Here is a 22819-nt window from a genome sequence, read left to right as displayed (position 1 = left end):
CGGTCGGGAGGGGACGGCGCGGGCTCACGACACGGCGTCGGCGAGCGCCCGCGCCAGGCGGACGAGGGAGAGGTCGGAGCCGGCCCGCCCGATGAGCCCCACCCCGACGGGAGCAGGACCGAGGGCGGACGGGACGGTCAGGAGCGGAGCCGAGATCGAGGGCGCTCCCGCCACCGCGGCGGGAGCCGTGAGCCGGAGGGTGGCGGTGCGGATGGCGTCGATCTCGTCGGGCTCGACGGTGCGGGACGGCGCGGGGCCGGGGACGACGGGGAGGATCAGCACCGCGTCACCGACGAGCGCGCGCACGCGCGCGGCGAACGGGCGCAGCTGCTCGCGCGCCGCCTGCTCGGCGAACGGGGTCACCTCCGCCGCGGCGGCGAAGCGGGCGGCGACGGCTCCGCCGAGCGCCCCGGGATGCGCGCCCAGCCACGCCCCGTGCACCCGCCAGGCCTCGGCGGCCTGGACCGTGCGGAACCGCTCGTGGCAGGCCGCGAGGTCGCCGATCGAGACGCGCTCGATCGGCGCGGTGCGGCCGAGCGCCGCGAGCAGCTCCTCGAACGCCTCGCGCACGGCGGGCTCGGCGAGCTCGAGCGCCTCGACGGGGACGCGGAAGCGCCACGGCAGCGGCGCCTCGGCGTCGCCGTCGAGGCACCACGAGACCACCCGCTCGAGCGTCTCGCCGTCGCGCGTGAGCCATCCGACCGTGTCGAACGCGGGCGCGAGCGGCAGCACGCCGCGTCGCGGGACCCGGCCGTGCGTGGTCCGCAGGCCCCACAGCCCCTGATAGGACGCCGGCACGCGGATGGAGCCCGCGGTGTCGGTCGCGAGGCCGATGTCGGCCTGGCCCAGCGCGACGGCCGACGCGGGCCCGCTCGACGACCCGCCGGGGAGAGCCCCGGGGAGGGCCCCGTTCGGCGGGGTGCCGTAGTGCGCGTTGTCGCCCGCGATCGAGTAGGCGAACTCGTCGGTCCGCGCGATCCCGCGCAGCGCAGCGCCCCCGCCGAGCAGGGTCGACACGGCGGGCGCGGTCGTCGTGGCGGGCCGTGCCTCGTCGAGGTAGGCGGGATTGCCCGCGCCGACCCTGCTCCCGGCGATCGCGAAGAGGTCCTTGACCGCGAACGAGAGGCCCGAGAGGGGGCCGTCGGCCGCCGCCGGCGCGAGGGGCTCGCCGACCTCGCGCCAGATCGCGCGGTCGAACGCCCGCGGCCGCGCGGAGACGTGCGCCGCGACGATGCGCCATCCTGCCGCCCTGCGGCGCCAGATCTGGGTCTGCAGCCCTCGCCCGCCCGCGTCGAAGCGCGAGACAGAGACGAGCAGGGCCGTCCCGTCGGCGAGCGGACGGTGCTCGATCCGCTCGATGGCGCGCGGCGCGACTCCGCCCCGCTGCGCGCGGAACGCGCTGATCGCGTCGTGCCCCACGAGGAGGCCGCCTTCGTCTCCGCGCAGCGTGTCGGGGGCGTCGTCGAACCACGCATCGAGCGCATCGAGGTCGTTCGCGACCACGGCCCGCTCGTACGCGTGGAACGCGTCGAGCAGCTCGGCCGGAACCGTCTCGTCGCCCGGGATCCGCGGTGGCGCCTGCACGGCCGTCGCGTCACGCATCGGCGGCCTCGATCGCGGCGAAGTCGGCCTCGCGGATTCGCGCGTGCACGCCGCACACGACGTCGACGACCTGCGAGATGTCGAAGTCGACCGCCGCCGACAGGTAGGCGTAGGCGAGATGCTCGTCCATCCCCCATCGCGCCTGCAGAAGCGCGATCGCCTCCGTCGTGCACACCCGCATCGCCGCGTCGAGATCCGGGTCGAGGCCCGTCGGGACGAGGTGGTCGGCCGTGCGCACGAGCGGGCCGGCGATGCGCCCGAAGGCGCGCTCGGCCGCGGCGGCGGGCACGACGTCGAAGCGGAGGGTCGCCCGCAGCGAGGCCTCGAGCGCCGTGAGCGCGACCTCGCCGTCGCCCTGCGCGAAGTGGGGGTCGCCCACGTACGCGAGCGCGCCCTCGACCTGCACGGGGAGGTAGAGCGACGAGCCCGCCGTCAGGAGGTTGATGTCGATGTTGCCGCCGTGCGCACCGGGCGGGACTGAATGCGCGCGCTCCGGCCCGGCCGGCGCGACGCCCATCGTGCCGAGGAACGGCGCGAGCGGGAAGACGACGTCGCGCGCTCCGCCCTCGGTCGCGGGGAGCGCTGCGACGAGGCCGCCTGCGCGCTCCTCGACCGGGGCGAAGACGCTGACCGTCCGGCCGCTGCGCGGCAGCACGCCGGGCAGCGCCCCCTTGCCGTGTCGATTCGAGATGACGCCGTACGGAACCCGCGGCTCGAGCGCGACGACGGTGATCCGGAGGAGGTCGCCCGGCTGCGCGCCCTCCACGCGGATGGGACCGGTGACGACGTGCGGGCCGTCGGCGACGGGGTCGCGCGGCACCGATGCGGCGATCGCGACCGCGTCGTCGAGGACGGCGCCCGCGGGGACGCCGTGCTGCGCGAAGAACGCGACCGGGTCCTGGCCCTGGTCGGGCAGCAGCCCCTCGTGGCTGACCGTGTCGACGATGATCGTCTCGCCCGACGCGATCGTGAGGACGGGCTCGTCCTCGCCGCTCGGGAGCCGCCCCCACCGCACGGTCTCGGGCGACGACGTCAGGTACGTCGCGCCGTCGGGCAGGCCGCGACCGGGCTGCAGGATCGGGATGTCGGCGAAGCGCGCCGGCGCTGCGGCCGCTCCGAACCGGTTCCGCTCGGCGGTGTCGATGGTCATGCGCTGGCCTCCGTCAGGGTCGCGGTCGTCGTGGGGGCGAGCACCTCGTGCCCGCGTCGTGCGCGCAGTCCGGTGCCGTGCGCGTGGATGAGCTCGCCGTGCAGGTAGGTCTCTCGGACGATCCCGCGCAGACGCGCGCCCTCCCACGGCGACATGGGGTTCCGGTAGGCGAGCGATGCGGCATCGAGCACGTACTCGGCCTCGGGGTCGAACACGACGAGGTGGGCCGGCGCTCCCGGGGCGATGCGGCCTCGGTCGCCCAGGCGCACGAGGTCCGCTGGCCCGGTCGTGAACGCCGGCAGGATGGCCTCGAGCGGCAGGCCGCGGCGGCGCGCCTCGGTCCACACGGCCGACAGCCCGGTCTGCACACCCGCGATCCCGCCCCACGCGAGCCCGAGGTCGGCGACGCCCTTGAGATCGAAGGTCGCGGGCGAGTGGTCGCTCACGATCGCCGCGATCGTGCCGTCGAGGACGCCCGCCCACAGGGCGTCCTGGTTCGCGCCGTCTCGGATGGGCGGGCAGCACTTGAAGCGGCCCTGGCCGTCCGGCAGCTCCTCGGCGCGCAGGGTCAGGTAGTGCGGGCACGTCTCCACGGTGATGCGGACGCCGTCGGCGCGGGCCGCGCGCACGAGGTCGAGCGCCTCCGCGGCCGAGACGTGCACGATGTGCACGCGGGCCCCGGTCCGCCGGACCGCCTCGATCACGAGGCGGATCGCCTCGACCTCCGCGCGAGGAGGGCGGGATGCCACGAAATCGGTGAACACGGGGCCCGCGGCCTCGGTCAGGTGCTCCTCGAGCTCGGCGTGCGCGATGAGCAGGCCGTCGCGCGCGGCGAGCTCGGCGAGCGCCGTCTCCAGCTGAGCGGCGTCGAGGTGCCCGAACTCGTCGATCCCGCTCGGGGCGAGGAAGCACTTCACACCGACGACCCCCGCGTCGAGCAGAGCGCCGAGGGCGCCGAGGTTCTCGGGCACGGCGCCGCCCCAGAACGCGACGTCGACCGCGAGCTTGCCGGCCGCGGCCCGCCGCTTCGCGGCGAGCGCGGCGGGCGTCGTCGTGACGGGCACCGAGTTGAGCGGCATCTCGACGAGCGTCGTCACGCCGCCCGCGGCGGCCGCCGCCGTGCCGGTGGCGAAGCCCTCCCACGCGGTGCGCCCCGGCTCGTTGAGGTGCACGTGGCTGTCGACGAGGCCAGGGAGCAGCACCTCCGCGTCGGCGAGCACGACCTCGGCGTCGGGGTCGTACGGCTCCACGCCGGCCACGAGGCCGTCGGCGATGCGCACGGTGGCGGCCGCGAAGGCGCCGCCCACGAGCACGCGCCGCGCGGCGATGGCAGAGACCGGGCCGCTCATGCGGTCACGCTCCCCGCGACAGCCGCGTCGCGCGCCAGGGGCTCGCGGTGCGGCGGCGTCGCGTACTCGTCGCGCTTGCTCGTGCCGACACCCATCCGCGCCATCGCCGAGACGAGCCCGACCGCCGCGGCGACGCCGTCGACGACCGGGACGCCCACGCGCTCGGACAGGTGCGCGCAGAGGTCGGCCATGCCTGCGCAGCCGAGCACGACGGCGTCGGCGCGGTCCTCCCACGCGACGCGCTCGCACCACGCGGCGATGCGCTCGACGGCCGCGGGGTCGGCCTCCTCGAGGTCGAGGACGGGGATGCCCGTGCCGTAGGCGGCGACGCACGCGCGCTCGAACCCGTAGCGGAGCACGAGGTCCTCGGCGCGGCCGAGCGTGCGCGAGAGCGTCGTGACGATCCCGAAGGTCCGCCCGGTGAGGGCGGCGACGTGCATCGCGGCCTCCGCGATCCCGACGACGGGTGCGTCGACGAGCTCGCGCGCGGCGTCGAGGCCGGGGTCCCCGAAGCACGCGACGATGTAGCCGTCGCTGCCGCCCGCCGCCTGGTCGCGCCGGATGGCGTCGACGACCGCGGCCGCCGCGTGCACCTCGTCGAGGTGACTCTCGATCGCGGCCGGGCCGTCGCCCTCCGCGGGGCACACGGCGACGACCTCGACGTCGGGGGCGGCCGCCTCCCGGGCCGCGGCGGCGATCTTGGCCGTCATGGCCCGGGAGGTGTTGGGGTTGATGAGGGTGATGCGCATCAGCGGACCTGGGCGTCCTCTTCTTCGTCGGAGGCCGCGAGCGCGGCCTCGGCCTGCGCGACCGCCAGCGAGGCGGTCGCGGTGTCGGGGTACTCCTCGAGCACGTCCTCTGCCGTGCCGTCGGAGACGCCGGCGGTCTCGCCGTCGAACACGGGGACGGTCGGTCGGGCGCGCTCGAGCAGCGTGAAGATGGCGAAGCCGAGACCGCACCCGATGAACCACGTGAAGTCGCCGATCGCGCCCCACGCGGGGTCGATCGCTCCGGCGAACACGAGGGACTTGGGCACGATCGCGAGGAGGATGGTCGGCACACCCGCGCCCGCGACCGCCCACAGCGCGTTCGGGTTGTAGCCGCGGCGGTACCAGTAGGCGCCCTGCTCGGACATCGTGTACATGTCGTCGACGCGGATCCGCTGACGCGCCACCACGTAGTACCCCGCGATGAGGATGCCGAACAGCGGGCCGATGAGGGCCGACAGGATGCCGAGCGTGTAGTGGATGGCCTGGTCGTTCGCGTACCAGTTCCAGGGTGTGAGGAGCACCGACCCGACGGCCGCGATCATCCCGCCCATCCGCCACGAGATGCGGTGGGGCGCGACGTTCGAGAAGTCGAACGCCGGCGAGATGAAGTTCGCGACGATGTTGATGCCGACCGTGGCGGTGACGAAGGTCAGCCCGCCGAGCAGGATGGCGAACGAGTGGTCGATGCGCTCGACCGTGTGGATGGGGTCGGTGATGAGCTCGCCGAAGACCGGCACGGTCGCCGACGCCGTCACCACCGTGAGGATCGAGAAGAAGAGGAAGTTGACGGGCAGGCCCCAGAGGTTGCCGCGTTTCACGGCGCGGAAGCTGCGGCCGTAGCGCGCGAAGTCGCCGAAGTTCAGCATCGGCCCCGAGAAGTACGACACGACGATCGCGATGGCGGAGAGCATGACGGGGATCGAGGCCCACAGGTCGAGGGGCTCGCCGCTCGAGAGGTCGAGGCTGATGTTCTCCCAGCCCGCCTGGCTCACGAGATACACCGCGAGGACGATCATCACGACGTACACGGCGGGGCCCGCGAAGTCGATGAAGCGGCGGATGGCCTCCATGCCGTTCCAGAAGACGGCGGCCTGCGCGACCCAGAGGATCGCGTACGAGATCCAGCCGAGCGCGTCGAGGCCGAGGAAGCTCGGCTCGAGGAGCGCGGCCGACGCCGGGATGAACTTGAGGAAGACGATGGTGAGGGACTCGGCGGCGAGGTACGTCTGCACCCCGTACCAGGCGATCGCGATGACGCCGCGGACGATGGCCGGGATGTTCGCGCCCTTGACCCCGAAGAGGGAGCGGTTGACGACGGGGTAGGGCACGCCCGTGCGCTGGCTCGGCTTCGCGACGAGGTTCGTGAAGAACTGGACGATGAGGATGCCGACGACGAGGGCGACGAGGACCTGCCAGCTCGCGATGCCGAGCGCGAACAGGGAGCCGGCGGTGACGTAGCCGCCGACGGAGTGCACGTCGCTCATCCAGAACGCGAAGATGTTGTAGCTCGTCCAGCGCTGGCGGCGCAGCGGGGCGAGGTCCTCGTTGGCGAGGCGGGGGTCGTAGCCGGGGCGCATGTTGCCGGAGCCGACGGGGTGGCCCGCGGCCTCCACGACGTCCTGCGGCCGGGTGGGGGAGCTGCTCTGCGACACGATGGTGCCTTTCGAGAGGAGGATGCGGTGTCGGTGGTGCTCCGGCCGATGGAGGCTTGCCGGACGAGAGGCGTGGTGTGAAGTTATCCCTTCACGTTTCCCGCGCCGTGTCCCTCATGTTTCGGCGGCGTAAATCCCGACCGCGGCTCGCTTGCGGCGCGGGCTAGCATGTCGGCGTGACCCTCTCGGCCCCCGGACCCGCTGCCGGCGTCGGGGACGCACCCGACCCGCGCACCCTCGTGGGGCGCCGGCTTCGCGAGGCCCGGACGCTCACCGGGCTCTCGGTATCCGCCCTCGCCCGGCGCCTCGGGATCTCCACGAGCGCGGTCTCGCAGATCGAGCGCGGCGTCATGCAGCCGAGCGTCTCGCGCCTCATCGCGATCACCGACGCCCTCGGCGTCCCGCTCGCCACGGTGCTCTCCGGGTCGGTCGCCACGGGGCCCGACGACGGGTCGTACGCTCTCGAGCGCGCCGCGGACGCCGCGTACCTCGAGCTCGGCGGAGGCGTCGTCTTCCGCCGCCTCGCTCCCGGCGACAGCCCCGGCATCGACTACTTCGAGTCGATCTACCCGCCCGGCAGCACGGCGTCGTCGAAGGACCAGCTCTTCCGCCACGAGGGGTACGAGGTCGGCGAGGTGCTCTCCGGCGAGCTCACGATCGACTTCTCGGACGAGGTCGTCGTGCTGCGCGCGGGCGACACCATCCGGTACCCCTGCGACAAGCCGCACCGCCTGCACAACACGGGCGATGAACCCGCCGTCGCCCGCTGGCTCATCGTCCATCCGCCCTCGGCCGACTGAGCGAACCGCCGCGCGTTACCGCGCCGAAATACGCCGCCCCTAGCGTGGCGGCATGCTCCTGGAGGACTTCGACCGCGCGCCCGCTCCCGACGCCGCGGCGGTCGCGCGGGTGTGGGCGGATGTCCCGAGCTGGGTCGACGCGCTCGTCGCGTCCCGACCGCACGGGTCGCTCGACGCGCTGCTCGCGAGGGCGGCCGAGGAGGCCGCGACCTGGGGTGAGGGCGAGCTCGACGCGGCGCTCGCGCGCCATCCGCGGATCGGCGATCGTCCGACGGGAGACAGTGCGGAGGCGGCCGCCTCCCGGCGCGAGCAGGCGGCCATGGCCGACGCCGACGCCGAGGTCGCCGCGCGCATGGCCGAGGGCAACGCGGCCTACGAGGCGCGCTTCGGCCGGGTGTTCCTCATCCGCGCCGCGGGCCGCTCCCCCGTCGAGATGCTCGGCGAGCTCGACCGCCGGCTCGCGAACGACGACGCCGCCGAGGTCCGCGAGGCGTGCGGGCAGCTCCTCGAGATCGCCCTCGCCCGCATCCGCGCGGCCTTCGCCGCGCCATCCGCCGCCGCGCCATCCGAGACCGCGCCATCTGCCGCGCCATCCGAGGAGATCTGATGACCGAGCTGACGACGCATGTGCTGGATGCCGCGAGCGGACGCCCTGCGGCCGGCATGGCCGTCGCCGTGCGCACGGCGGGCGCCGTCGTCGCGACGGCCGAGACCGACGCCGACGGGCGCGCGGCGCTGGGAAAGCTCGGCGCGGGCGAGCACACGCTGGTCTTCGACACCGGCGCGTGGTTCGCGGCGCGCGGCGTCGAGGCGTTCTATCCGTCCGTCGCCGTCGCCTTCCGGGTCGACGGCGAGCCGCACGCGCACGTGCCGCTCCTGCTGAGCCCGTTCGCGTACTCCACCTATCGAGGGAGCTGATCCATGAGCGACGTGTCCGTGCACCTGGGACCGCACAAGTACGGCAAGGCCGAGAACCGCCTCGTGCGGATCACGCGGGACACCGCCCGGCACGAGATCGAGGACCTCACGGTCACCTCGCAGCTGCGCGGCGAGGCGTTCGCCGACTCGTTCCTGACCGGCGACAACGCGAAGGTCATCGCCACCGACACGCAGAAGAACACGGTGTTCGCGTTCGCGAAGACGCACGGCGTGGGCTCGCCCGAGCGCTTCCTCTCCCTCCTCGCCGAGCACTTCACGACCGAGTTCGAATGGGTGGAGGGCGGGCTGTGGCAGGCCGAGCAGCACGTGTGGGAGCGCATCGTCGTCGACGGCTCCGGCCACGATCACGCGTTCGTCCGCACGGGGCGGGGGACGCGGCTCGCCGCCGTCCAGGTCGCGGATGGCGGCACCCACGTCCTCGGCGGCGTGAAGGACCTCGTCGTCCTGAAGTCGACGGGATCGGAGTTCCGCGGGTTCCCGAGGACGCCGTTCACGACCCTCGCCGAGACCGACGACCGCATCATGGCGACGTCGGTCACGGCGCGCTGGCGCTTCCTGCCCGAGGCGGTCGCGGAGGGCGTGGACTACAACGGCGTGTACGAGGAGGTCACGGCCGTGCTCCTCGAGCGGTTCGCCGTCGTGCACTCGCTCGCCCTGCAGCAGACCCTCTTCGCGATGGGGCGCGCGGCGATCGAGGCGCGGCCAGAGCTCGCGGAGATCCGCTTCGCGATGCCGAACCGGCACCACTTCCTCTACGACCTCGCGCGCTTCGACCTCGAGAACGAGGGCGAGGTGTTCATCGCCGACGACCGCCCCTACGGGCTCATCGAGGGGACGGTCGTGCGCGACGGCATCGACGACGCACCCGCGGCCTGGGCCGACGTCCCGACGTTCATCTGACGTCGCGCCGCTCCTCGGTCGGTTCGTCCCTCGGTCTGCCCCTCCCTCCAGTCCGTCGTCCTCTCTTCTCCCCCGCCTCTCCCGCCCAGGTCGCACTCCGCGTCCCCAAAAGCCGCCTTACGGACGCGAACTGCGACCCGGACAAGACCCTCCTCGCCCAGGTCGCACTCCGCGTCCCCAAAAGCCCCCTTACGGACGCGAAGTGCGACCCCGGCGAGACCCTGCTCGCCCAGGTGTCGGGGAGGGCGGCCGTTCAGCGGCCGGGGTCGCCCTCGGGCGCCGCGACGTGCGCCTCGACGGGGTTGCCGTCCTTGTCGACGGCCGGCAGCTCCTGACCGCTCTCGTCGCGGAACCGCACAGGGGTGAGACCCGCCCCCACGGCCTCGGAGGAGACGAGGGCGATCGCGGCGGTCGAGCGCACGCCGTCGTAGGACCCCACGACCGGGTCGGCGCCGTACTTCTCCTTCGCCGACCGCGAGTTCAGCAGGAGGTTGAGGAGGATGGCCGCGATCGCGCCCGCAGAGATGCCCGAGTCGAAGATGAGCGTGAACGCGTCGGGGAAGCGCGCGTAGATCTCCGGCGCGACCGTCGGCAGCAGGGCGACGCCGACCGAGACCGCGACGACGAGCACGTTGCGGTTGTCGAAGCGGACCTTCGCGAGCGTCCGGATGCCGCTGGCCGCGACCATCCCGAACAGCGCGATCCCCGCGCCGCCGAGCACGGCCCGCGGGACGCCCTCGACGATCGCCGAGACCGGCGGCAGCAGGCCGAGGACGACGAGGATCCCGCCCGCCATCGTCGCGACCCAGCGCGAGCGCACGCCCGTGAGCGAGACGAGCCCCACGTTCTGGGCGAACGCGGTGTAGGGGAAGGTGTTGAAGACACCGCCGATGACGGTGCCGAGCCCGTCGGCGCGCAGCCCGTCGGCGAGCTGACGACGGCCCACGGGGCGCTCCACGATCTCGCCGACGGCGATCATGTCGCCCGTCGTCTCGGTCATGATGACGAGGCCCACGACGAGCATCGAGACGACCGAGGCGATCTCGAAGGTCGGCAGTCCGAAGTGGAACGGCGTGACGATGCCGAACCACGCCGTGTCGGCCACGCCCGACCAGTCGACCATCCCGGGGACGGCGAGTGCGGCGAGGGTGCCGACGACGAGCCCCAGGAGCACGGAGATGCGGGCGAGCGCCCGCGGAGCGAACCGCTCGACGAGGACGATGAAGAGCAGGGTCCCAGCCGCGAAGGCGAGGTTCAGCGGGTCGGCAGCGCCGTCCTCCGCGCCGTCGATCACCCAGCCGGCCGCGACGTCCATGAGGGACAGGCCGATGATGAGGATGACGGTGCCGGTGACGAGCGGCGGGAAGAAGCGCAGGAGCTGCGAGAAGAACGGCGCGACGAGGATCATGAAGAGGCCGCAGGCGATGGTCGCACCGTAGATCGCCGTGATGCCGTGCTGCGTTCCGATCGCGATCATGGGGCCGACCGCGGCGAAGGTGACGCCCTGCATGAGCGGCAGGCGCACGCCGAACCGCCAGAACCCGATCGACTGCACGATCGTCGCGATGCCCGCGACGAAGAGGTCGGCGCTGATCAGGTACGCGAGGTCGGCGCCGCCGAGGCCGATCGCGCCGCCGACGATGAGCGGGACGGCGACGGCGCCCGCGTACATCGCGAGCACGTGCTGGAGGCCGAGAGGGAACAGCCGCGCGAGCGGCGGGATCGAGTCGACGGTGTTCGCGTCGCGGGAGGAGGTCGTCATGCCGCGACGCTAATGACGCGGTGTTGCCCGGGCGTTTCGTGAAGGAGTCACTTCATGACGAGCGCCTCACGGGCCGCGTCAGGCGGACTCGTGCGCCGTGAAGAGCGTGTGCACGTCGCCCGCGACGGCCCGGCCGCCCAGATCGACGAGCTCGAGCACGACGGCCGACCCGGCCACCTCGGCGCCGAGGTCCCGGATGAGCTGCTGGGCGGCCGCGAGTGTCCCGCCGGTCGCGAGCACGTCGTCGAGGAGCAGGACGCGCTCCCCCGGCTTGAGGACGCCCGGCGCCTCGATCGCCGCCGACCCGTACTCGAGGTCGTACGACACGGCGGCCGCCGGCTTGGGCAGCTTCCCGGCCTTGCGGATCGGCAGCACCCCGACTCCGGCAACGGCCGCGACATACCCCGCGAGCAGGAACCCGCGCGCCTCGATGCCGCCGACGATGTCGAACCGGCCCTCGAACGGCTCGACGAGCGCGGCGCACGCGACGCGGAGGGCCTCGGGGTCGGCCAGCAGCGGCGAGATGTCGCGGAACAGGATGCCCGGCTCCGGGTAGTCCGGGGTGAGGTCGATGAGCGATTCGGCACGGGCGAGGGCGTCGTTCACCTGCCCAGGCTACCGGCGCCGCCTGGACGGCCGCGGGTGCGGTGCTCCCGGTTCGGGGCGGGCATGAGGCAGACTGGGCGCGTGACGACGACCCTCCTCTCCGCTTCGACCGCGCTGGCGAGCACCGGCAACGACCTCGTGCCCTGGATCGTGGGCGGCGCCGTGGTGCTCGTGCTCGCGGGCGCCGGGCTCCTGGTCCTCCGCCGCCGGCAGTGACGCGCGGGGCCGCCTAGACCCGAGCCCCTGCGCGCGCATCCACCGGGCGCATCCTGGAGACGACGCCCGGCAGTCCGCCGCGCTCGGTCGCGATGACGAGCGCGACGATGCTCGCCACGGCGAACAGCGCGTCGAGCGGCGACGTCAGCATGCCGAGGAGCTGCCAGCCGCCGATGCCCGCGAGATAGCGCAGCGCGCGGGCCGCCGGCGCGGGCCCGACCCCGCCCTCCCACCGGACGAGGACGGCGTGGTCGCCCACCGTGCCGCCCGTCACGAGGACGATTGCCCCCAGGAGGACGAAGGGCACGGCGGTCGCCGCGGCGTTCGGGGCGGCGGGATCCAGCTGCGCAGCCGGGGCGCCGACGACGTAGAGCTGCCACGCGTTCACCGCGATCCCCGCCGCGCCGCCGGTCAGCGCGACCGCGAGCACGTCGCACAGCATGCCGAGCAGGCGCCGCCAGATCGTCACCGGGCGCGGGGCGTCTGCCGCGGGCCGTGCGTCGCGGCGGGCGAGAAGCGGGCGCACCGCGAGCGACAGGGCACCGCCGAGCAGGGCTCCCGCGGTGTTGGCGAGCAGGTCGTCGACGTCGAACAGACGGTACCCGCAGGGGTAGATGCCCCAGACGCCCGTGACCTGGGTCGTCTCGATCGCGAGCGACAGCCCGAACCCGACGAGCGTCGAGACGAGCACGCCGCGCCGCCAGATGAGGCGCAGGAAGAACCCCAGCGGCACGAACAGGAGCACGTTGAGCGCGACCTGCATGACCGCGGGATTGTGCCGCAGGGCGGAGAGCGAGCCGACCGGGTAGTCGAGGATGTCGTCGACGAACTGGAACGGCCGCAGCTGCGGCGCCGCGCAGCGGATCGCGTCGGGGTCGGGGAGCGGAAGCAGCGTGTACGTCCACAGCGCGAGGCCGTAGACGAGGAAGGCGCCCCACAGCAGCAGCTGCCGGAGGGTGAGCCGGCCCTCCCGCCGATACTGCACGGCGACGAACGGCACGAACAGCAGCACCGCGAACACCGCCCCGAGCAGGACGGCGACGACAGCGGGGAGCACCTGACCGTTCACAGGCATCCACGCTATCCGAGCCCCTACCCTGGACCCATGACGCGCCTGCTCGCCGACGCCGACTCGACCCGCTGGGTGCCCGTGACCGGGCGCGGACTCCGCGGCGGCCGCCACCGGAAGGCGGCCATCCGCATGCTCCTCGGGAGCGCCGGCCTCCCGCAGGGCGCTCCCGGGTCGGGATTCCTCGCGTGGATCGCCAATCGCGCGGCGCGCGCGATGATGCGCCGATCGGATGGCCGGATCCTCGCGTGGGTCTGGAAGGACGACCCCGAGCTCCTCGTCGCGATCGCCCAGGTCCAGGAGCTCACGGCGCAGCTGCGGACCGCCCGCGCCATGATGCCGATCGAGTACGACGACACCGAGGACTTCCGGTCGCCGTTCCTCGGGCAGGGCGAGAAGCTCGTCATCGACATGCCGCAGGGCGAGCGCTCCCTCCTCTCGGCGACCTACACGTGGGACACCGGCACGCAGCTCGTCACGCTGCAGGCGGCCTCGCCCGACCGCGAGCGCTTCCGCACGCTGCTGCCGGCGATCGAGGACCTCGCCCGGACCATCCGCCTCTCGGACGACCTCGAGGTCGGCGAGTCGAACATCCTCCGGCTCCCGCCCGCCTGATGCGGCGGACCGGCGGAGCCGCCGCGCTGCTCGCGGCCGCCGCGCTCGTCGCGGGATGCGCGGCGGCCGACGACGGCATCCGCCTTCCCCCTCCGGACGGCGTGCTCGACTACCAGCTCGGCGGCGCGTACGCGCCCGCCCCGGAGGTGACGATCGTCGTGCGCGACCGCACCGAGGCGCCCGCGGCCGGGGCCTACGGCGTCTGCTACGTCAACCTCTTCCAGACCCAGCCGGACCCCGCGTCGGGGCCCGACCCCGCCCTCGAGGGCACGACCGCGTGGTGGGACGCGGTCCACCCCGAGCTGCTGCTGCGCGACGCGGACGGCACCCTCGTGGTCGACGAGGAGTGGAACGAGGCCCTGTTCGACATCCGGACCGCCGCCACGCGCGAGGCGCTGCTCGCCATCCAGTCGGCGTGGCTGCGCGGGTGCGCCGACGACGGGTACGACGCCGTGGAGCCCGACAACCTCGATCAGCACGAGCGCTCGCACGGGCTGCAGACCCTCGACCACGCACTCGCCTACATGGCGGAGGTCATCCCCCTCGCGCACCGGCTCGGGCTGGCTGTCGCGCAGAAGAACACCGCCGAGCTCGGGGCGTCCGGCCCCGAGCTCGGCTTCGACTTCGCCGTCGCCGAGGAGTGCGAGCTCCACGACGAGTGCGCCGACTACCGCTACCCGGGCCGCGTCCTCGAGATCGAGTACGACGACACGGGCGCCGTCGAGCGCGACGGCATCACGCGGACCGCGTTCGAATGGGCGTGCGCCCGTCGCTCGGGCGACCATCCGATCACCCTCCGCGACCGCGACGCGACCCCGCGCGGCGACCCCGCGCACGTGTTCGCGCACTGCTGAGGCCCGGTTACCGCCGCCGAGTCATCGCTGTCAAGCCCATGCGCCGCTGCCGCCGTCGCCCCTAGGTTTGCATCAGCGGCGCACATCCGCGCACCGCTTTGAGAAGGGAGCAGTCATGGGCTTCATCGCATTCCTCATCCTCGGCCTCATCGCCGGAGCCATCGCGAAGGCCATCCTGCCGGGCAACCAGGGCGGCGGCTGGATCGCCACCCTCATCCTCGGCGTGGTCGGAGCCTTGCTCGGCGGATGGATCGGAACGGCCCTCTTCGGAGTGGGTGTCGACCAGTTCTGGGATCTCGGCAGCTGGCTGCTCGCGATCGGCGGAGCGATCATCGTCCTCCTCATCTGGGGACTCATCACGGGTCGACGCAAGACGAACTGAGTGTGAGCGTGCACGGCATGTGAGCGTGCCGGGAATCGAGCGGCACAGGTGGCCGGCGCGTCGGGGGATGCGCCGGCCATCGCCGTGTCAGCGGCGCGGCTCGAAGGCGAGCGGCTCCTCGCGGATGCGGGCGCGAGCCGACTCGACCGCGCCTCGGACGACGATGTCGCGACCCAGCGTGCTCGCGACGAGCTCGGGCACGGGCGGGTAGAACTCCTCCGCGAGCACCGTCCGCGCACGCGCGAGGACCGGCTCGACCGCCTCCGCGATCGCGCCGGCGATGACGATCCGCTCGATGTCGAGGAGACTCGCGAGGACGAGCGCGACCCGCGCGATGCGGTCGCCGAGCCGATCGAGGATGGCCGCGGCGAGCGCGTCGCCGTCGGCGGCCGCGCGGAAGACGTCGCGCGCCGTGATCTCGTCGACGGGGAGCTCGGCCAGGGCGCTCCGCTCCCCGTGCGCCACGGCGTCCTGCGCCCACATCCGGGCGAGCGCGCCGACGCCGTCGGGGCTCCCCGCTCCCTCCACGATGTCGAGGAAGCGCATCTCGCCCGCTCCGCCGCGCGCTCCGCGCAGCAGCCGGCCGTCGACGATGACGCCCGCGCCGAGGCGCTCCCCCGAGAGCAGCGTCGCGACGTTCGCCGTGTGGGCCTGCCCGTCCTGGCTCTGCTCGGCGACCGCCGCGAGGTTGGCGTCGTTCTCGACGACCACGGACGGGCCGGGGATCGCGTCCGCGAAGCCCGGGTTCATCATCTTCCAGTAGTCCCGATCTCCCGCGGGCGAGCGCCCGTCGGCGTCGACGGGCGCCGGAACGCCGACGACGACGACGAGCAGATCGTCACGCCGGGCCCCCGCCGCCGCGAGGGCCTCGTCGAGCAGGCGCACGGCGAGCGCGCGGCGCTCGTCCGCCGCCTCGGCGCGACTGCGCTCGGCCGCGGTACCGGGGCGGCGATCGACGGCGGGCGCGTCGGCGCCGACCTCGCCGAGCACCTTCCCGCGGAGGTCGGCGACGATGGCGGTGAAGCGGTGCTCGCCCGCGTCGATGCCGGCGACGACCCCCGCCTCGTCGCGCAGACGGTAGCGCCGCGCCGGGCGCCCCTTGCTCGTCAGGCCGGCGGCCCGGCTGTCCTCGAGCTCGACGAGCCATCCGGCCTCGACGAGGTCGTCGCACACGCCGAGCACCGTCGCGCGGGTGAGCGATGTCTCCGCCATCACCTCGGCCGCCGTGAACTCCGCGACGCGCAGGGCGAAGCGCACCACCGCGCCGGAGTTCATCCGGCGCAGCACCTGGGGCGAGTTCGCCGTGCCGTGAGCCATGTCCTCGACCTTACTGGGGGTCTTGACGCCGCCCGACTGGCGGTGAGAGAGTGTCCCCGTTATATTCGCAGTCTAGATTTACTCGCTGAATAAATCGAGACGCAGGAGAGGACGACGATGTCTTTGGGACTGAGAAGAGCGACGAGGGTCGCCGCGGCCGGGATCGGCGTCGCCGTGACCGCGTCGCTGCTCGCCGGCTGCTCCGCCGGCGGACGGGAGACCGTCCACTTCACGTTCAGCAAGCGCGAGGCGATCTCGTTCATGACCGAGGTGGTCGACGAGTTCAACGCGTCACAGGACGAGTACGAGGTGGTCATGGACACGTCGGGCCCCGACGTCATCGCCGCGAGCTTCGTCCGCGGCAATCCGCCCGACCTCATGCTCGCGAACTACAATCAGGAGGTCGCGCGCTTCGTGCAGCGCTGCGCGCTCACGGACCTGTCCGAGACCGAGGCGGCCGCCGACATCCGCCCCGAGATGCAGCCCCTCCTCGACCAGTACGGCGTCTGCGAGGGCCGCACGACCGCGCTCCCGTACTCGGTGATGGCCGCATCGGTCATCTACAACAAGGAGATCTTCGCGGAGCACGACCTCGATGTCCCGCAGACGTGGAGCGAGCTCATCGAGGTCTGCGACACCCTGCAGGCCGCGGGCGTCGCGCCGTTCTACGCGACGTTCGCGGATGCCTGGACGGCGAACCAGGGATGGTTCGACTACGCGATCGGCGGATCCCTCGACGTGCTCGACTTCTACGACCAGCTCGCCGCGCAGGGCACCGACGTCGGCCCGGATTCGCCGGTGTCCTTCCAGAAGGACTTCCTCGAGCCGATCGAGAAGATGCAGCTCCTCGCGAGCACCTACACGCAGCCGAACGCGAGCAGCCGCGGCTACGACGCGGGCAATGTCGCCTTCGCGAACGGCGAGGGCGCGATGTACCTGCAGGGGCCGTGGGCCTTCAGCGAGATCGCGAAGACGAACCCCGACCTCGAGCTGGGCACCTTCCCGCTCCCGATGACCGAGGACCCGGCCGACCTCAAGGTGCGCGTCAACATGGACCTCGTCACGATGATCCCCGAGGAGGCGGAGAACAAGGAGGGCGCGTTCGCGTTCCTCGAGCACCTCTTCCAGCCCGAGCTCATCCAGGAGTACAACGAGTCGCAGCTCGGCTTCGTGCCGACGACGACCGGCGACGACCCGAGCGACCCCCGCGTCGAGGGGATGATCGGCTACTACAACGAGGGCGCGGTCTACCAGGGCCCCGGCGTCCTCAACCCGCGGGCCATCCCGACCGAGAACTACGCGCAGTCGCTCGTCCTCGGTGCCGACGCCTCCTCGGTCCTGCAGACCATGGACGCCGACTGGGCCCGCCTCGCCTTCCGCCAGCCGGCGGTCTCGACCGAGGAGACGGCAGAATGAGCACCACCACGACGATCGTGACCGGCGGCGACCGCCGCGTGCGCCGCAGCCGCAAGCGGGTCGAGCCGATCTACTACCTCTTCCTGCTGCCGTCGCTGCTGCTGTTCACGCTCGCGATCACGCTTCCCGGCGTCATCGGCATCGTCTTCAGCTTCACCGACTCCATCGGGCTCGGCGACTGGAAGTTCATCGGCTTCACCAACTACATCGCGGCCTTCAGCGACCCGGCCATCCTCTCGAGCTTCCTGTTCACCTTCGGGTTCTCGCTCGTGACGGTCGTCGTCGTGAACGTGATCGCGTTCCTCCTCGCGGTGGGACTCACGGCGCGCATCCGCTTCAAGATGGGGCTCCGCGCGATCTTCGTCATCCCGATGGTCGTGTCGGGCATCATCATCGCGTACGTCTTCCAGTTCCTGTTCCAGAACTCGCTGCCCGGCGCCGGCGCCGCGCTCGGCATCCCGTTCCTCGAGGAGAGCATCCTCGCGAACCCCGACCTCGCCTGGCTCGGCATCGTCATCGTGACCGCGTGGCAGTCGATCCCCGGCACGCTCCTCATCTACATCGCGGGGCTCCTGTCGATCCCCGGCGAGGTCTACGAGGCCGCCGACATCGACGGCGCGTCCAAGCCGCAGCAGCTGCTGCGGATCACGCTCCCCCTCGTCGCGGGCTACGTCGTCATCAACGTCATCCTCGGCTTCAAGAACTTCCTGAACTCGTACGACATCGTGGTCGGCCTCACGAACGGCGGCCCCGGCACCTCCACCCGCACGATCGCGATGACGATCATCCGCGGCTTCCAGACGGGCGACTACGCCTACCAGATGGCGACAGCGACGCTGTTCTTCATCATCACCGTCATCATCGCCGTCCTGCAGCTGTCGGTGACGCGCGGAAGGAGCGCACTCTGATGTCCACGTACACCGCCCCCACCGGCAGCACGAGAGCCATCGTCACGAGCGCCGCCGGCAAGGCCCCGCGCTTCCGCATGGAGCGCGTGAACTGGTCGGCCACCGTCATCCTGTTCCTGTGCGCGATCACCGTGCTCCTGCCCCTCTACGTCACCGTCTCGATGGCGTTCAAGACGAGCTCGCAGGCGGTCGACGGCAACGCGTTCTCGCTGCCGATGCCGTTCAGCATCCAGGGGTTCATCGACGCCTGGCAGCTCACGAAGTTCCCGGTCGGCTTCGCGATGTCGCTCATCGTGACCGCGGGCACCGTCGTCGCGACGATCATCCTCGCGGCGTTCGCGTCCTACGCGATCGTCCGCAACTGGGACCGCAAGCTGTTCCGCTGGTCGTTCTTCTACCTGCTCGCGGCCATGTTCATCCCGTTCCCCGTCGTCGCCCTCCCGCAGATCCAGCTCACGGGCCGGGTCGGCCTCGACAACCCGCTCGGGGTCATCCTGCTCGCGACGATGTTCCAGCTGAGCTTCAGCGTGCTGCTGTTCACCGCGTTCCTGCGATCGATCCCGCTCGAGCTCGAGGAGAGCGCGCGCATCGACGGCGCCTCGACGTGGCAGACGTTCTGGAAGCTCATCTTCCCGCTCCTCGCCCCGATGAGCGCCACGGTCGGCATCTTCGCGTTCCTCTACGCGTGGAACGACTTCATGATGCCGTCGCTCATCATCTCCGACGCGAACCTGCAGACGCTGCCGGTGCGCCAGAACCTGTTCCAGACGCAGTTCAGCAGCAACTACAACGTCGCGTTCGCGTCGTACCTCATGGCGATGGCGCCCGCGATCATCGCCTACCTGTTCGCGCAGCGCTGGGTCATGGAGGGCGTCACGCAGGGCGCCGTCAAGGGCTGAGCGCCGAACCGTCCACGGGCGGATGAGCGGGCCGCGCCCGCTCATCCGCCCCTTGCTCCCAGGGGGGATCCCACGTCATGTCAGAGCAGATCGCGCCCGCCGGCGCCGACTGGTGGCGCCAGGCCGCCGTCTACCAGATCTACCCGCGGTCGTTCGCCGACGCGAACGGCGACGGGATCGGCGACCTCCGCGGCATCGTCTCGCGCGTGCCGTATCTCCGCGCGCTCGGGGTCGACGCCGTGTGGCTGAGCCCGTTCTATCCGTCGGCGCTCGCCGACGGCGGATACGACGTGGCCGACTACCGCGACGTCGACCCGCGCATCGGCACGCTCGCCGAGTTCGACGAGATGGTCGCCGCGCTGCACGAGGCCGGCATCCGCGTCGTCGTCGACATCGTGCCGAACCACTCGTCCGACCAGCACACGTGGTTCCGCGAGGCCCTGACCGCGCCGAAGGGCTCGCCTGCGCGCGACCGCTACATCTTCCGCGACGGTCTCGGCGAGAACGGCGAGCTCCCGCCCGCCGACTGGCCGTCGGTGTTCGGCGGATCCGCATGGGAGCCGGTCGGCGACGGCCAGTGGTACCTCCACACGTTCGCGAGGGAGCAGCCCGACTTCAACTGGGACAACGCGGAGGTGCGCGAGGACTTCCTCACGACGCTGCGCTTCTGGTCGGATCGCGGTGTCGACGGCTTCCGCATCGACGTCGCGCACCTGCTCGTGAAGGAGCTCGCCGACCCGCTGCCCTCGCAGGCGGAGCTCGACGCCCTCGACCGCGATTCCGGACGCCATCCGCTGCTCGACCGCGACGAGGTGCACGAGGTCTACGCGCAGTGGCGCGCGGTCTTCGACGAGTACGACCCGCCGCGCACGGCGGTCGCCGAGGCGTGGGTCGACTCCCCCGCTCGCCGCGCGCGCTACGCCTCCCCCGCCGGCCTCGGCCAGGCGTTCAACTTCGATCTGCTCACGGCCGACTTCGACGCCGGCGCGTTCCGCCGCATCGTCGCCGACAACCTCGCGCAGTCCGCGGCCACGGGCTCGTCGTCGACGTGGGTCCTCTCGAACCACGACGTGACGCGCCACGCGACGCGCTACGGCCTGCCTCCGCTGAACGGACGCCGCGTGAAGCAGGGCGTCGAGTGGATGCTCGCGGGCGCGCCCGCCGATGGCGTCGACCTCGCGCTCGGGTTGCGTCGAGCGCGCGCCGCCACGCTCTTCCTGCTCGCCCTCCCCGGCAGCGCGTACCTCTATCAGGGCGAGGAGCTCGGTCTGCACGAGGTCGGCGAGATCCCCGCCGAGCAGCGGCAGGATCCCGCGTACCACCGGTCCGTCGGACAGCCGGCCTGGAGCTACGACGGGCTCGGGCGCGACGGATGCCGCGTGCCGCTCCCCTGGGCACGCTCGGGCTCATCGTTCGGGTTCGGCTCCGACGGCGCGCATCTGCCGCAGCCGGCCTGGTTCGGCGACGTCTCCGTCGAGGCGCAGGAGGGCGATCCCGCCTCGACCCTCAGCCTGTACCGCGCGGCCCTGAGACTGCGCCGCGAGCTCCAGTCGGACGAGACGCTCGCATGGCACGATGAGCTCGGACGAGACGATGTGCTCGCCTTCTCCCGCCCCGGCGGGTGGGTGAGCGTGACCAACTTCGGCGACGCTCCCGTCGCCCTTCCCGACGGGAAGGTCGTCCTCGCGAGCGCACCGCTCGACGGCGACCTCCTCCCCGGCGCGGCGACAGCCTGGCTGACCCGCGCATGACCCGCCATCCGCACACCGCACGACCCGCGATCCGCACCGCATTGAGGAGAGACATCCCTTGACCACGCTCACCGCGACATCCGAACCCACCCTCCTCGGCGAGGCCGACTGGTGGCGCCAGGCCGCCGTGTACCAGATCTACCCCCGCTCCTTCGCGGACGCGAACGGCGACGGCATCGGCGACCTGCGCGGCATCATCTCGCGCATCCCGTACCTGCGCGCCCTCGGGATCGATGCGGTGTGGCTCAGCCCGTTCTATCCGTCGGCCCTCGCCGACGGCGGCTACGACGTCGACGACTACCGCGACGTCGACCCGAAGATCGGGACCCTCGAGGAGTTCGACGAGATGGTCCGCGAGCTCCATGCCGCGGGCATCCGCCTCATCGTCGACCTCGTCCCGAACCACTCCTCCGACCGCCACGCGTGGTTCCAGGAGGCGCTGCGCTCGCCCAAGGGGTCGCCCGCGCGCGACCGCTACATCTTCCGCGACGGACGCGGCGAGAACGGCGAGCTGCCGCCCGCCGACTGGGAGAGCATCTTCGGCGGCCCGTCGTGGACGCGCGTCGAGGACGGGCAGTGGTACCTGCACCTCTTCGCGAAGGAGCAGCCCGACCTCAACTGGGACAACGAGGAGGTCCGCGCCGACTTCCGCGCGACGCTGCGCTTCTGGGCCGACCGGGGCGTCGACGGGTTCCGCGTCGACGTCGCGCACGGCCTCGCCAAGCACCTCCCCGATGAGCTGCCCTCCAAGGAGGAGATGAAGGCGATCACCGAGCCCGGTCAGCACCCCCTGTGGGACCGCGACGAGGTGCACGACATCTACGCCGACTGGCGGAAGGTCTTCGACGAGTACGACCCGCCGCGCATCGCCGTCGCGGAGGCATGGGTCGAGACGTCGCGCCGCCCGCGGTACGCGAGCGCCGAGGGACTCGGCCAGGCGTTCAACTTCGACCTGCTGCAGGCCGACTTCGACGCCGCGCAGTTCCGGACGATCATCGCCGAGAATCTCGCCCTGTCGGCGGCGTCGGGCTCGTCGACGACGTGGGTGTTCTCGAACCACGACGTCGTCCGGCACGCGACCCGCTACGGCCTGCCGACGCCGACCGAGAAGGTCGAGACGTCGGAGATCATGGCCATCCCCAGCAAGGACTGGCTGCTCCGCGGCGCCCCCGAGGAGGAGCTCGACCGCGAGCTCGGCGTGCGCCGTGCACGCGCGGCGACGCTGCTCGAGTTCGCGCTTCCCGGCTCGGCGTACCTGTATCAGGGCGAGGAGCTGGGTCTGCACGAGGTCGGCGACATCCCCGACGAGGCGCGGCAGGACCCGTCGTTCTTCCGTAACAAGGGCGTCGAGGTGGGCCGCGACGGATGCCGCGTGCCGCTGCCCTGGACGACGAGCGGCTCGTCGTTCGGCTTCGGCCCGAACGGCGCGCACCTGCCCCAGCCGGCCTGGTTCGCCGAGGTCTCGGTCGAGGCGCAGGACGACGACCCCGCGTCGACGCTGAACCTCTACCGCGAGGCGCTCCGCCTGCGGCACGAGCTCCAGGCGGCGGAGGCGCTGACGTGGGATGAGAAGCTCACCACGGGCGACGTGCTGGCGTTCTCGCGCCCGGGCGGCTGGACGAGCGTCACGAACTTCGGCGACACCCCGGTTCCGCTGCCTGAGGGCGAGGTGCTCCTCTCGAGCTGGCCGCTCGAGGGCGACGAGCTCCCCGGCGCGACGACCGTCTGGCTCCAGCGCGGCTGACGCCGCCCCACGTGTCTCACTCGTCGCGGGTTCCGCCTCCGGATACCCGCGACGAGTGAGACACGCTTGCGTGGCCGCGGGCACACCATGTCTCACGACACGCGGGAATACCCCGCCC

The 22819-nt window shown here is 72.4% G+C and carries 22 protein-coding genes; 13 read left to right on the top strand and 9 right to left on the bottom strand.

The window, feature by feature from the left end; translation table 11 throughout:
• Positions 1-24 precede the first annotated feature (24 nt).
• The 5 genes from ACWXWW_RS05010 to ACWXWW_RS04990 are packed head-to-tail and all read right to left on the bottom strand — an operon-like array spanning position 25 to position 6523.
• On the bottom strand, positions 25-1602 hold the full coding sequence (locus ACWXWW_RS05010; RefSeq protein ID WP_455969095.1) for an AtzH-like domain-containing protein: 1578 nt from the start codon (positions 1600-1602) through the stop codon (positions 25-27).
• Positions 1595-2752 carry an acetamidase/formamidase family protein gene (locus ACWXWW_RS05005; RefSeq protein WP_455969093.1) on the bottom strand — a complete coding sequence of 386 codons (1158 nt, stop codon included), beginning with the start codon at positions 2750-2752 and terminating at the stop codon, positions 1595-1597. The genes ACWXWW_RS05010 and ACWXWW_RS05005 overlap by 8 nt, the downstream gene beginning before the upstream one ends.
• Positions 2749-4101 (bottom strand): allantoinase AllB, encoded by a 1353-nt coding sequence (allB, locus tag ACWXWW_RS05000; protein WP_455969092.1) that lies wholly within the window; start codon positions 4099-4101, stop codon positions 2749-2751. The genes ACWXWW_RS05005 and allB overlap by 4 nt, the downstream gene beginning before the upstream one ends.
• A complete protein-coding gene (locus tag ACWXWW_RS04995; RefSeq protein ID WP_324012927.1) occupies positions 4098-4850 on the bottom strand; it encodes an aspartate/glutamate racemase family protein in 753 nt (250 codons plus the stop codon). Before ACWXWW_RS04995 ends, allB begins: the two co-directional genes overlap by 4 nt.
• Entirely contained in the window at positions 4850-6523 is a 1674-nt protein-coding gene (locus ACWXWW_RS04990) for an NCS1 family nucleobase:cation symporter-1 (protein WP_455969090.1), read from the bottom strand. The genes ACWXWW_RS04995 and ACWXWW_RS04990 overlap by 1 nt, the downstream gene beginning before the upstream one ends.
• Positions 6524-6699: 176 nt before the next feature.
• On the opposite strand from ACWXWW_RS04990, the gene ACWXWW_RS04985 reads away from it, so the two are divergent.
• Genes ACWXWW_RS04985 through pucL form a run of 4 tightly spaced genes read left to right on the top strand, consistent with a single transcriptional unit; the run spans position 6700 to position 9162 of the window.
• Positions 6700-7323 carry a helix-turn-helix domain-containing protein gene (locus tag ACWXWW_RS04985; RefSeq protein ID WP_324012930.1) on the top strand — a complete coding sequence of 208 codons (624 nt, stop codon included), beginning with the start codon at positions 6700-6702 and terminating at the stop codon, positions 7321-7323.
• A 52-nt stretch (positions 7324-7375) separates the two neighbouring features.
• Positions 7376-7930 (top strand): 2-oxo-4-hydroxy-4-carboxy-5-ureidoimidazoline decarboxylase, encoded by a 555-nt coding sequence (gene uraD / locus ACWXWW_RS04980; protein ID WP_455969089.1) that lies wholly within the window; start codon positions 7376-7378, stop codon positions 7928-7930.
• Positions 7930-8241 (top strand): hydroxyisourate hydrolase, encoded by a 312-nt coding sequence (gene uraH / locus ACWXWW_RS04975; protein ID WP_455969088.1) that lies wholly within the window; start codon positions 7930-7932, stop codon positions 8239-8241. Before uraD ends, uraH begins: the two co-directional genes overlap by 1 nt.
• 3 nt (positions 8242-8244) lie before the next feature.
• Positions 8245-9162 carry a factor-independent urate hydroxylase gene (pucL, locus tag ACWXWW_RS04970; RefSeq protein WP_455969086.1) on the top strand — a complete coding sequence of 306 codons (918 nt, stop codon included), beginning with the start codon at positions 8245-8247 and terminating at the stop codon, positions 9160-9162.
• Positions 9163-9415: 253 nt separating this feature from the next.
• Here the strand turns inward: pucL and ACWXWW_RS04965 are convergent, their stop codons facing one another.
• The gene (locus tag ACWXWW_RS04965) at positions 9416-10924 is read right to left on the bottom strand and encodes a nucleobase:cation symporter-2 family protein (protein ID WP_455969084.1); all 1509 of its coding nucleotides are present in this window, start codon (positions 10922-10924) and stop codon (positions 9416-9418) included.
• Positions 10925-11002: 78 nt separating this feature from the next.
• On the bottom strand, positions 11003-11530 hold the full coding sequence (locus ACWXWW_RS04960) for an adenine phosphoribosyltransferase (protein ID WP_282979267.1): 528 nt from the start codon (positions 11528-11530) through the stop codon (positions 11003-11005).
• 81 nt (positions 11531-11611) lie between these two features.
• On the opposite strand from ACWXWW_RS04960, the gene ACWXWW_RS04955 reads away from it, so the two are divergent.
• The gene (locus tag ACWXWW_RS04955; protein ID WP_271173421.1) at positions 11612-11746 is read left to right on the top strand and encodes an LAETG motif-containing sortase-dependent surface protein; all 135 of its coding nucleotides are present in this window, start codon (positions 11612-11614) and stop codon (positions 11744-11746) included.
• A 13-nt stretch (positions 11747-11759) separates the two neighbouring features.
• On the opposite strand, the gene ACWXWW_RS04950 is transcribed toward ACWXWW_RS04955, so the two are convergent.
• Entirely contained in the window at positions 11760-12821 is a 1062-nt protein-coding gene (locus ACWXWW_RS04950; protein ID WP_455969082.1) for a VanZ family protein, read from the bottom strand.
• Positions 12822-12851: 30 nt separating this feature from the next.
• Here ACWXWW_RS04950 and ACWXWW_RS04945 point away from each other — a divergent pair, with 30 nt between their 5' ends.
• From ACWXWW_RS04945 to ACWXWW_RS04935, 3 genes are all read left to right on the top strand, one after another.
• Positions 12852-13430: a hypothetical protein gene (locus ACWXWW_RS04945; protein WP_271173419.1), complete on the top strand. Its 579-nt coding sequence runs from the start codon at positions 12852-12854 to the stop codon at positions 13428-13430.
• Complete coding sequence (locus tag ACWXWW_RS04940; RefSeq protein ID WP_455969080.1) at positions 13430-14284, top strand: endo alpha-1,4 polygalactosaminidase; 855 nt, start codon at positions 13430-13432, stop codon at positions 14282-14284. The genes ACWXWW_RS04945 and ACWXWW_RS04940 overlap by 1 nt, the downstream gene beginning before the upstream one ends.
• A 115-nt stretch (positions 14285-14399) precedes the next feature.
• Positions 14400-14666 (top strand): GlsB/YeaQ/YmgE family stress response membrane protein, encoded by a 267-nt coding sequence (locus tag ACWXWW_RS04935; RefSeq protein ID WP_271173417.1) that lies wholly within the window; start codon positions 14400-14402, stop codon positions 14664-14666.
• A gap of 87 nt (positions 14667-14753) precedes the next feature.
• On the opposite strand, the gene ACWXWW_RS04930 is transcribed toward ACWXWW_RS04935, so the two are convergent.
• Positions 14754-15983 carry an ROK family protein gene (locus tag ACWXWW_RS04930; protein ID WP_455969079.1) on the bottom strand — a complete coding sequence of 410 codons (1230 nt, stop codon included), beginning with the start codon at positions 15981-15983 and terminating at the stop codon, positions 14754-14756.
• A 117-nt stretch (positions 15984-16100) separates the two neighbouring features.
• Here ACWXWW_RS04930 and ACWXWW_RS04925 point away from each other — a divergent pair, with 117 nt between their 5' ends.
• From ACWXWW_RS04925 to ACWXWW_RS04905, 5 genes are all read left to right on the top strand, one after another.
• Positions 16101-17399, top strand: coding sequence for an ABC transporter substrate-binding protein (locus tag ACWXWW_RS04925; RefSeq protein ID WP_455969078.1), 1299 nt, complete (start codon positions 16101-16103; stop codon positions 17397-17399).
• Entirely contained in the window at positions 17396-18307 is a 912-nt protein-coding gene (locus ACWXWW_RS04920) for a carbohydrate ABC transporter permease (protein ID WP_271173414.1), read from the top strand. The genes ACWXWW_RS04925 and ACWXWW_RS04920 overlap by 4 nt, the downstream gene beginning before the upstream one ends.
• Positions 18307-19206 (top strand): carbohydrate ABC transporter permease, encoded by a 900-nt coding sequence (locus ACWXWW_RS04915; protein ID WP_455969076.1) that lies wholly within the window; start codon positions 18307-18309, stop codon positions 19204-19206. The genes ACWXWW_RS04920 and ACWXWW_RS04915 overlap by 1 nt, the downstream gene beginning before the upstream one ends.
• Before the next feature lie 77 nt (positions 19207-19283).
• Entirely contained in the window at positions 19284-20957 is a 1674-nt protein-coding gene (locus ACWXWW_RS04910) for a glycoside hydrolase family 13 protein (RefSeq protein ID WP_455969074.1), read from the top strand.
• 58 nt (positions 20958-21015) lie between these two features.
• Positions 21016-22701: a glycoside hydrolase family 13 protein gene (locus tag ACWXWW_RS04905; RefSeq protein ID WP_455969072.1), complete on the top strand. Its 1686-nt coding sequence runs from the start codon at positions 21016-21018 to the stop codon at positions 22699-22701.
• Positions 22702-22819 lie beyond the last annotated feature (118 nt).

It is taken from the genome of Microbacterium sp. KNMS, assembly GCF_053851835.1.
This window is presented reverse-complemented; position numbering and strand designations above follow the sequence as displayed.